This is a genomic window from Coprococcus intestinihominis (assembly GCF_040096555.1).
GTDB classification, from domain to species: Bacteria; Bacillota; Clostridia; order Lachnospirales; family Lachnospiraceae; genus Coprococcus_A; species Coprococcus_A intestinihominis.
The window spans coordinates 1-8710 of record NZ_JBBMEK010000133.1 but is presented as its reverse complement, the minus strand read 5'-3'; the positions used below and the strand labels follow the sequence as shown (position 1 = coordinate 8710).

Here is an 8710-nt window from a genome sequence, read left to right as displayed (position 1 = left end):
AAAATGGGTTGATTTTATGAAAAAGTCAGACGCTGATTTGAGCTTTTGCAATGCTGTATATTATACAAACATCGATAGGCATGTGAGAGTAATTTCACAGCAGATGTCTCCGAAGAACATTGAATTATATCACAAAAAAAATAATCAAAATAGAATATTTATCGATTACTTATTAGCAAATGATTCTATTCTAGGAGCCTCTGTTATGGCAAAAAAAGATATTTTTTTCAGTTATTTAACAGAAATTAAAAATAGGGTTAAATATGCAGAGGATTATATGATTAGATTAATGGTTTATGATAGAAAAAAAATATATCATATTAATTGCAATTTAATCTGGTATGAATATGGTGAGGGAATATCAACGACACAAAACAATAAATGGGCAATACTTCTGCATAAAGATTTTGAGGAAGTAAATGATCTTATTAAGAAGAGAAATACTGAGCAAAGTAATCTTCATGAACGTTATAGAAGATTTTTAACGGACCGTAATATTGGGGTGTTACATAAGATAAAAAAAATAGTGATGTTTCCATCTATGATTGGATATAGATGGAAAATGAAATTTTCTAAAAATACAACACCAATTGAAAATGTTAAATTTTTAAATGAGATGATGCAATATGAAAGAAATGAGGGCTAGTATGAAAATACCATTTGTTACTTTTAAGCCATTAGAAAAAGAACTTGATAATGAATTAAGAAATGCTTTTGAGCGAGTCTATAAACGATCCTGGTATATAGAGGGCATTGAAGATGAAAATTTTGAAAAAATTTTTGCGGAGTATTGTAACAGCAAATATTGTGTGGGGGTAGGAAATGGTCTTGATGCACTTTATCTCGCTCTGCGCGCATTGGGAATCAAAGAAGGTGATGAGGTTCTTGTACCATCAAATACATATATTGCAACGGCATTGGCTGTTACATATGCAGGTGCTACACCGGTATTTGTAGAACCGGATATTAAGACTTTTAATGTTAATCCTGAAAGAATAGAGAATGCTATTACGGATAAAACCAGGGCAATTATGCCGGTTCATTTATATGGCCAGGCATGTGATATGGATCAAATTATGGATATTGCAAAAAGACACAATTTATATGTTATTGAAGATTGTGCACAGGCTCATGGAGCAACTTATAAAGGAAAAGTAGTTGGTTCGTTTGGAGACGCTGCAGGTTTTAGCTTTTATCCAGGAAAAAATTTAGGTGCGTTAGGTGATGCTGGCGCAGCTGTGACAAATAATGAAGAAGTTGCAAGAAAAATCAGGGCTTTAGGCAATTATGGCTCTGATTATAAATACCATCATATCATGCAGGGAAATAATTCTCGATTAGATGAATTACAGGCAGCTTTTTTAGCGGCAAAATTGCCTCATTTGGGCCGAATTAACAAGGAAAGAAGAAAGATTGCGGATAAATATTTAAATGGCATTCATAATGATGCAGTAATTCTTCCGTATGTACCAGAATATGCAGAGCCTGTTTGGCATATTTTTGGGATTAGGTGTAAAAGACGAGATGAACTTGAAAAATATCTAAACGATGCAGGAATAGGTACAAATAAACATTATCCTATTCCAATGCACTTACAGGAATGCTATAAAAATTTAGGATTTAAAAGGGGTGATTTTCCAATTTCAGAGGAAATTAGTGCTACTGAATTGAGTATCCCGATGTATTATGGCATGACAGATGAAGAAATTCAATATGTAATAGATAAGGTGAATGATTTTAGATGAAACTGAGAGATTTAGAATTGAAAGATGCACCGTTAATGTTGGAATGGATGCATGATCAGAGTGTTGTAGCAAACCTAAGAGGCAATTTTCTTGGCAAAACAATAAAGGATGCAGAAGAATTTATCAAATTGTCACGAAATAAATTGCAAAATATTCATCTTGCAATTGCTACGGATGAAGATGAGTATATGGGAACGGTTAGTCTAAAAAATGTTGACAGAGATAATAACAGTGCGGAATTTGCTATTACGGTCAGAAAGTCAGCAATGGGAAGAGGCTATTCGTGGTATGGTATGGAAGAGATTATTCGCAGGGCATTTGAAGAATATAATTTGGAAAGTGTTTATTGGTGTGTTTCAAGAAATAATGAGCGTGCGGTTAGATTTTATGATAAACATAATTTTCATGAGGCAGTTGACATTTCTAAGGAGATACGGAATCGCTATGCGGAAATAAAAAATTTAAAATGGTATTCTGTACTGAAAGGCGATGTACTCGATGAAAGAAGAGATGTTGTTGGATGTAAGATAGTTCATATTAATACAATACCGACGGTTGATGCAGGCGAACTTTCTTTTTTTGAAGCGATTCACGATGTTGCATTTGAAATTAAAAGAATTTATTACATTTCTAAAGTGCCGGAAGGTACTAGGAGAGGATTTCATGCTCACAAAAAACTTAAGCAATTGTTGTTTTGCCCGTATGGAAGAATTCAGCTTGTTTTGGAAAATGAAAAAGGGCGAGAAGAAATAGAACTTTCAGATCCTTCTATTGGTGTTATGATTGAAGAACCAACATGGCGGGAGATGTTGTGGATACAAAAAGATTCAGTTCTTTGCGTTGCAGCATCTGATTTTTATGATCCAAATGATTATATAAGGAATTATGAAGAGTTTAAAAAATATTTGGATGAGTTGGGTAGATAAGATGGAGGATACTAAATGAATAAATTTAGGAAAAAGCTAAATGAAATTCCACTTACAGTGAAGGTGTCTACATCTTACGCCATATGCAGTATTTTACAAAAAGGTTTATCATTTATAACACTTCCGCTTTTCACAAGATTATTAACGACTGAACAATATGGTCAATATACGATATATACATCTTGGTCGGGAATACTTATGATATTCCTGACATTAAATCTTGCATATGGTTCTTTTTCTACTGCAATGGTAAAGTATGAAACAAGAAGAAATGAATATATATCAGCAATTCAGGGGATTTGTTTGTTATTGTCTGCGGTATTTCTTATAATCTATTTACCGTTTAGAAATGTATGGAATCAGTTGTTTGAGCTTCCAACAATTTTTGTCCTTCTGATGATATCTGAGATAATTTTCAGTACAGCAACAACATTGTGGATGGGAAAAAATAGATTTGAATACAAATATAAAAGTGTAGTTGCTGTAACTTTATTAACGGCAATTATATCGCCTGTTTTGGCCTATATTCTTGTTTGTACGGTGGATCAGAAGGGATATGCAAGAATAGTCGGTTATGCAGGAATCAATATTCTAGTGGGAATAATTTTTTTTATATTGAATGTCAAAAGAGGCAAGCGTCTTTACAATAAAAAATTTTGGAAATATGCGTTTGGATTTAACGTTCCTCTTTTGGCGTATTATCTTTCGCAGGTGATTTTTAACCAAAGTGACAGGATTATGATTAGTCATATAACTGGAACAAGTGATGCTGCAATGTACGGAGTTGCATATAATCTTGCAATGATTTTGACATTTATTTTAAATGCAATTAATGGATCATATGTACCATGGTTGTATGGAAAAATAAAGGATCACAACGCAGAAGAAAATAAAACGATTTCATTGATACTTGTTATTTTGATGGGACTTATGGTTCTATGTGTTATTTGGTATGCACCTGAAATTATTGTTATTATGGCTGGCAAAAACTATGAAGCAGCTATTTATGTTGTTGCTCCGGTTGCAATGAGTTTATTACTTTTATTTTACTGTCAATTGTTTATTAATATTGAATTTTACTATGAAGAAAAGAAAATGTTGGTATATGGATCGGTTGGAGCAGCGGTGCTAAATGTTGTACTGAACGCAGTCCTTATACCCGCTTTTGGGTTTGTAGCAGCAGGTTACACAACATTCATCAGTTATATTGTATTCGCATTATCAAATTTTTACACTATGCGTTTGGTGCTGAAGAAAAGAAAATTGCCGGATAACATGTATAACTATAAAGCGTTATTAATTATATTTATTCTTTTTATGATAAGCGGTTTCTTAGGTGTTACATTGTACGCATCTTTGGTTGCAAGAGTTATTATAACGTTGATTGTATTTGGGCTGCTTGTACTGAATAGAAATAAATTCATAGACGCTTTGGGAGAAATAAAAGGGAGATAGTACATGAATAATAAAAGGCGTGAAGATAATAGGGTATTATATTATGCAGATAAGCTGAAGAAAAAGATTTATTATGGAGTTCCACAGTATATACACTATGTATATTCGCTGCATTATATGAAGAGAAATAGAAAGATTATTAATAAGAAAATCAGTAATCGAGAAATTTTAAATGTTGTTTTTATTATTCAATATATTCCGGGATGGAATAAACTTGAGCCAATTTATTCCAAAATGAAGGCGGATCACCGTTATAATCCAATCATTGTGTGTGTTCCCTTAGATATAAATAATCATGTTTATAGCGGCGGCAAATATAATGATACTTATGATTATTTTATTGAACATGGATATGATGTTATCAATGCGTTGGATGGCCAAGGTGAATGGTTTGATTTGAAACAATTGAATCCGGATTATGTGTTTCATTCACGTCCTTATAATAATTTTATGCCAAAACCTTATACAAGTAAATCGATTCAAAAATATGCATTGATTTGTAATGTTATGTATGGAGCTACTTTAACAGTAAATGGTCAAAATGTGGAAATGGGTAAAGACTACTATAATGATGTGTATTGCTATTTTGCTTTCGATAAAAGTGAAAAAAAATTTTATGAGGAAAGATTTCTTATCGGATGTAAATTGAAAATACAAAAGTGTCTTACTTATGGGGCAATTGGATTAGAACAAATGCTTCAGGCCAGAGTTACTGACAACAATAACAACAGTACATTTAGAAAAAATGTCTTATGGACGCCAAGGTGGTCAACAGATCCCTATATTGGTGGAAGTAACTTTTTTAAGTACAAAGATGTTATATTAGGGTTGGCAAAGAAGAATAAGGATATATTATTTATATTACGTCCACATCCATTGATGTTTGATAATTTTGTAAAAACATCTGAGATGACCGAAACAGAGGTTATTGAATTTAAAAAATATTGTAAAGCGGAAAGCAACATTATTCTGGATGAAGAAAAAGAGTATTCAAAAGAATTTTGGGAAAGTGATTTTTTAATAACAGATATTTCAGGAATATTACCTGAATACTTTATAACTCAAAAACCAGTTATATATTGTCATTCTGATGTAGCATTTGAATATACGGAGTATGCTTCAAGGATGATTGAGACATGTTATGAAGCATATGATGAAAAGGATTTAATTAAATATTTTTATGAATTATCAGATGGTAAGGATGTTAAAGCTAGCAGTAGGAAAGACTGTATAGAAGATTACTTTTCAAAGGTGCATAGAAGCAGTCAATCAATTGTCAATGCTTTAGCTAAGAAAAATTAATTATATTTGATGAGAAAATGCAAAATATGCTATAAAAGAGGAAAGAAATTTATAAGTAAGGAAATAACAAGAAAACAGTTTGAAGTTTTAGTTTTAATGGTCGAGGCGAAAGAATCACTTTTCAAACGGAAGATTGAAGAAAAACAGGTTGTTCACTTGGTACAGTAAACTGGGTAATGAAAGAACTTACAGAGCTTAAGTAGATAGATGAAGGGCAAATCACCAATGCGAATCTGGCATCGTTAGAGACTTATCGAGCAAAGCATGCTGTTTTTATTGCAGCAGATTTTGTAATATCTAATCCTAAGATTGTTACAAAATATCATTAAAAGAAATGGGCTTCGGACTCACATGAATGACTAATGGTGTATTCCTTTGAAAGGCGATGATCAAAAAATTCATTCTGAATACAAGAGAAATGGTACTTGCGAAAAAGAGAAATAAATATTGAACACAAAAATGCCGAAATAAACATTCACAAGGTAGGAGGGATAAATTATGCTAAATTTTACAGTTGGTCCGGTTATGTCGGATGAAAATGTAAGAGCTATTGGAGCTGAACAGGTTCCGTATTTTAGAACACCTGAATTTTCCGAGATTATGATTGAAAATGAAGCTCTGATGAAGAAGTTTGCGAAAGCTGGCGATGACGCTAGAGTAGTTTTTATTACTGGTTCTGGTACCGCTTCTATGGAAGCTACTGTTATGAACGTGTTTGATCAAAATGACAAAGTTTTGGTTGTGAACGGTGGTAGCTTTGGTCATCGTTTTGTTGAACTGTGTGAGATTCACGATATTCCATATGAAGAAATCAAGCTGAATGTAGGTAAAGCACTGAAGAAAGAACAATTGGATGTCTATAGTGGCAAGGGTTTTACAGGATTTCTTGTTAATGTTCATGAAACTTCAACTGGCGTATATTATAACATTGATATGATCAGTGAATTCTGTAAAAAGAATGGTATATTTTTGGTTGTTGACGCCATCAGTTCTTTCCTTGCAGACGATTTTAATATGAAAGAACTTGGTGCACAGGTAATGATTACGGGCGCTCAGAAAGCACTTGCTTGCCCTCCGGGTATATCTGTAATTGTCCTTTCGCATGAGGCAGTTGAACGCATTGAGGGGCATAGTGTTAAGTGTATGTATTTTGACTTGAAATCCGCACTTAAAAATGGAGAAAGAGGACAGACGCCATTCACACCTGCTGTTGGTATCTTACGCCAGATTAATGCCCGACTGAAAGCTATTGATACAGCTGGCGGAGTAGAAACGGAAACAAGAAAAATCGCAGAACTAGCACAGGACTTCAGAGAAAAGATCAAGGGGCTGCCGTTTGAAATTGTATCTGAGTCGATGTCCAATGCAGTTACACCATTGCATCCACTGAATGTATCTGCCTATGACGTATTTATGAAACTGAAAGAGGAATATGGTATCTGGGTTTGTCCAAATGGCGGGGAATTAAAAGACAGCGTATTTAGAGTAGGCCATATTGGAGCTCTTACAAAAGACGATAATACAACACTTGTAAATGCTTTTAAGGATTTGCAAATTCGAGGATTGTTATGAACTAGGAGGAAAGCAAGGAAATGGTAAAGGTGATTACATACGGAACATATGACTTGCTTCACTATGGACATATCAGGCTATTAGAGAGAGCAAAAGCACTTGGTGGCTATCTGATTGTCGGAGTAACAGCAGATGATTTTGATAAAACCAGAGGAAAGATTAATGTGCAACAGTCCTTAATGGAACGAATTGAGGCAGTACGTGCCACTGGTTTAGCGGATAAGATTATAGTTGAAGAGTATGAAGGTCAGAAAATAGATGATATCCGTCGATACGATGTGGATATCTTTACAGTTGGCTCTGATTGGAAAGGCAAATTTGACTATCTGAATGAGTACTGTAAAGTAGTGTATCTGGATCGTACAGAAGGCATTTCGAGTTCGGAAATCAGATCAGAAGAGCGGAAAATAAGACTTGGAATTATAGGCGATTCTCCAATTGCTAAAAAGTATATCCGAGAAGCTCAATATGTTAATGGTTTGGAGATCACCGGAGTATGTACGAAAAATCCAAAGTATTTTGAGGATATTCCGTTCATAACGGATGATTATGATATGTTGCTGGAAGAGGTGGATGCCGTTTATATTGTATCTACTCCGGAAAATCACTATGGGCAAATTAAGAGAGCGTTGGAAAAGAGTAAACATGTGTTGTGTGAACCACCAATTGCTTTAGATAGTCAGCAAAGCAAGCTGCTTTTTGAATTAGCGAATAAAAAACAATGTATCCTAATGGATGCACTGAAAACAGCGTATTCAACAGCATACTCCAGACTTCTTTTATTGGCAAAAGAAGGGAAAATTGGTGAGATTTATTCGGTAGACGCAACTTGTACGAGCCTGCGATCTATTGCAGAAGATGCATGGGATAGTATATGTGACTGGGGTCCCACAGCAATGTTGCCGGTATTGAATATACTTGGAGGGGATTATAAGGAAAAACACATAATTTCTCACATCGATAAAGACGGACATGATCAGTTTACAAAAATAGACTTTTTATATAATCATGCGGTAGCTTCTGTAAAGGTCGCAAAAGGCGTAAAGTCAGAAGGTGAACTGGTTATCTCTGGTACAAAAGGCTATATTTATGTCCCGGCACCTTGGTGGAAAACAGACTATTTTGAAATTCGGTATGAGGATACATCTCAAAATAAGAGATATTTTTATCAGTTGGATGGAGAGGGAATTCGATATGAACTGGTTGCCTTTACAAAGACGATTGAAAGCGGGCGAAATTTGTCTTATGTTAATGAGGATGTTTCGAATGGTGTTTGCAAGGTAATAGGTGATTTTTATTCCAGAACGGATAGTAGTTTGATTTAAAGGTAATGATGTTGCGAGCAAAATAGATGAGATGTGCAATCACGTATGTGAAAGAAAACTATGCGCAAATACGTATCGCATAAACACAAGTAACGTTATGGATGTACTTCGAAAATATCTTTCTTACAAATGAGTGTGTTATTGAAAGTAAAAAATGAAAGTACTCTACCCAAGCGCCTGCAATCTAGCAGGCGCTTGCCCATTCTATCGTGGCACAGGGAACGCATACATTGTAAACGGTGAAAAATGAGTACCTTGAAAAATATCAGGCTGCTTCTGCAGCCATGCTATTTTTCATCCGTTTTCTTTGGTTTTCGTATATTTTCTGGAAGTGTTTCTGACCAAGGCAGAAGCTCTTCTAGAAAATTGCTATTTTTATCATCCA

7 protein-coding genes are annotated in these 8710 nt (G+C 34.4%); all 7 read left to right on the top strand.

The window, feature by feature from the left end; translation table 11 throughout:
* A partial coding sequence (locus WMO25_RS10740; RefSeq protein WP_349085337.1) for a hypothetical protein occupies positions 1 to 646 on the top strand: 646 nt, incomplete at its 5' end.
* A 1-nt stretch (position 647) separates the two neighbouring features.
* Positions 648 to 1745 (top strand): DegT/DnrJ/EryC1/StrS family aminotransferase, encoded by a 1098-nt coding sequence (locus WMO25_RS10735; RefSeq protein WP_349085335.1) that lies wholly within the window; start codon positions 648 to 650, stop codon positions 1743 to 1745.
* Positions 1742 to 2671, top strand: a complete 930-nt coding sequence (locus WMO25_RS10730) for a GNAT family N-acetyltransferase (protein ID WP_349085333.1) — start codon at positions 1742 to 1744, stop codon at positions 2669 to 2671. The genes WMO25_RS10735 and WMO25_RS10730 overlap by 4 nt, the downstream gene beginning before the upstream one ends.
* Before the next feature lie 15 nt (positions 2672 to 2686).
* Positions 2687 to 4126 (top strand): oligosaccharide flippase family protein, encoded by a 1440-nt coding sequence (locus WMO25_RS10725; RefSeq protein WP_349085332.1) that lies wholly within the window; start codon positions 2687 to 2689, stop codon positions 4124 to 4126.
* A 3-nt stretch (positions 4127 to 4129) separates the two neighbouring features.
* Entirely contained in the window at positions 4130 to 5428 is a 1299-nt protein-coding gene (locus WMO25_RS10720; protein WP_349085330.1) for a CDP-glycerol glycerophosphotransferase family protein, read from the top strand.
* Positions 5429 to 5926: 498 nt separating this feature from the next.
* Positions 5927 to 7000 carry a pyridoxal-phosphate-dependent aminotransferase family protein gene (locus WMO25_RS10715; RefSeq protein WP_349085329.1) on the top strand — a complete coding sequence of 358 codons (1074 nt, stop codon included), beginning with the start codon at positions 5927 to 5929 and terminating at the stop codon, positions 6998 to 7000.
* Positions 7001 to 7020: 20 nt separating this feature from the next.
* Positions 7021 to 8325, top strand: a complete 1305-nt coding sequence (locus tag WMO25_RS10710) for a Gfo/Idh/MocA family oxidoreductase (RefSeq protein ID WP_117528859.1) — start codon at positions 7021 to 7023, stop codon at positions 8323 to 8325.
* Positions 8326 to 8710 lie beyond the last annotated feature (385 nt).

Coding starts and splice junctions, on each gene's coding strand:
- WMO25_RS10710 (WP_117528859.1), top strand. CDS start 7,021: ATGGTAAAGGTGATTACATACGGAACATATGACTTGCTTCACTATGGA.
- WMO25_RS10720 (WP_349085330.1), top strand. CDS start 4,130: ATGAATAATAAAAGGCGTGAAGATAATAGGGTATTATATTATGCAGAT.
- WMO25_RS10735 (WP_349085335.1), top strand. CDS start 648: ATGAAAATACCATTTGTTACTTTTAAGCCATTAGAAAAAGAACTTGAT.
- WMO25_RS10730 (WP_349085333.1), top strand. CDS start 1,742: ATGAAACTGAGAGATTTAGAATTGAAAGATGCACCGTTAATGTTGGAA.
- WMO25_RS10725 (WP_349085332.1), top strand. CDS start 2,687: ATGAATAAATTTAGGAAAAAGCTAAATGAAATTCCACTTACAGTGAAG.
- WMO25_RS10715 (WP_349085329.1), top strand. CDS start 5,927: ATGCTAAATTTTACAGTTGGTCCGGTTATGTCGGATGAAAATGTAAGA.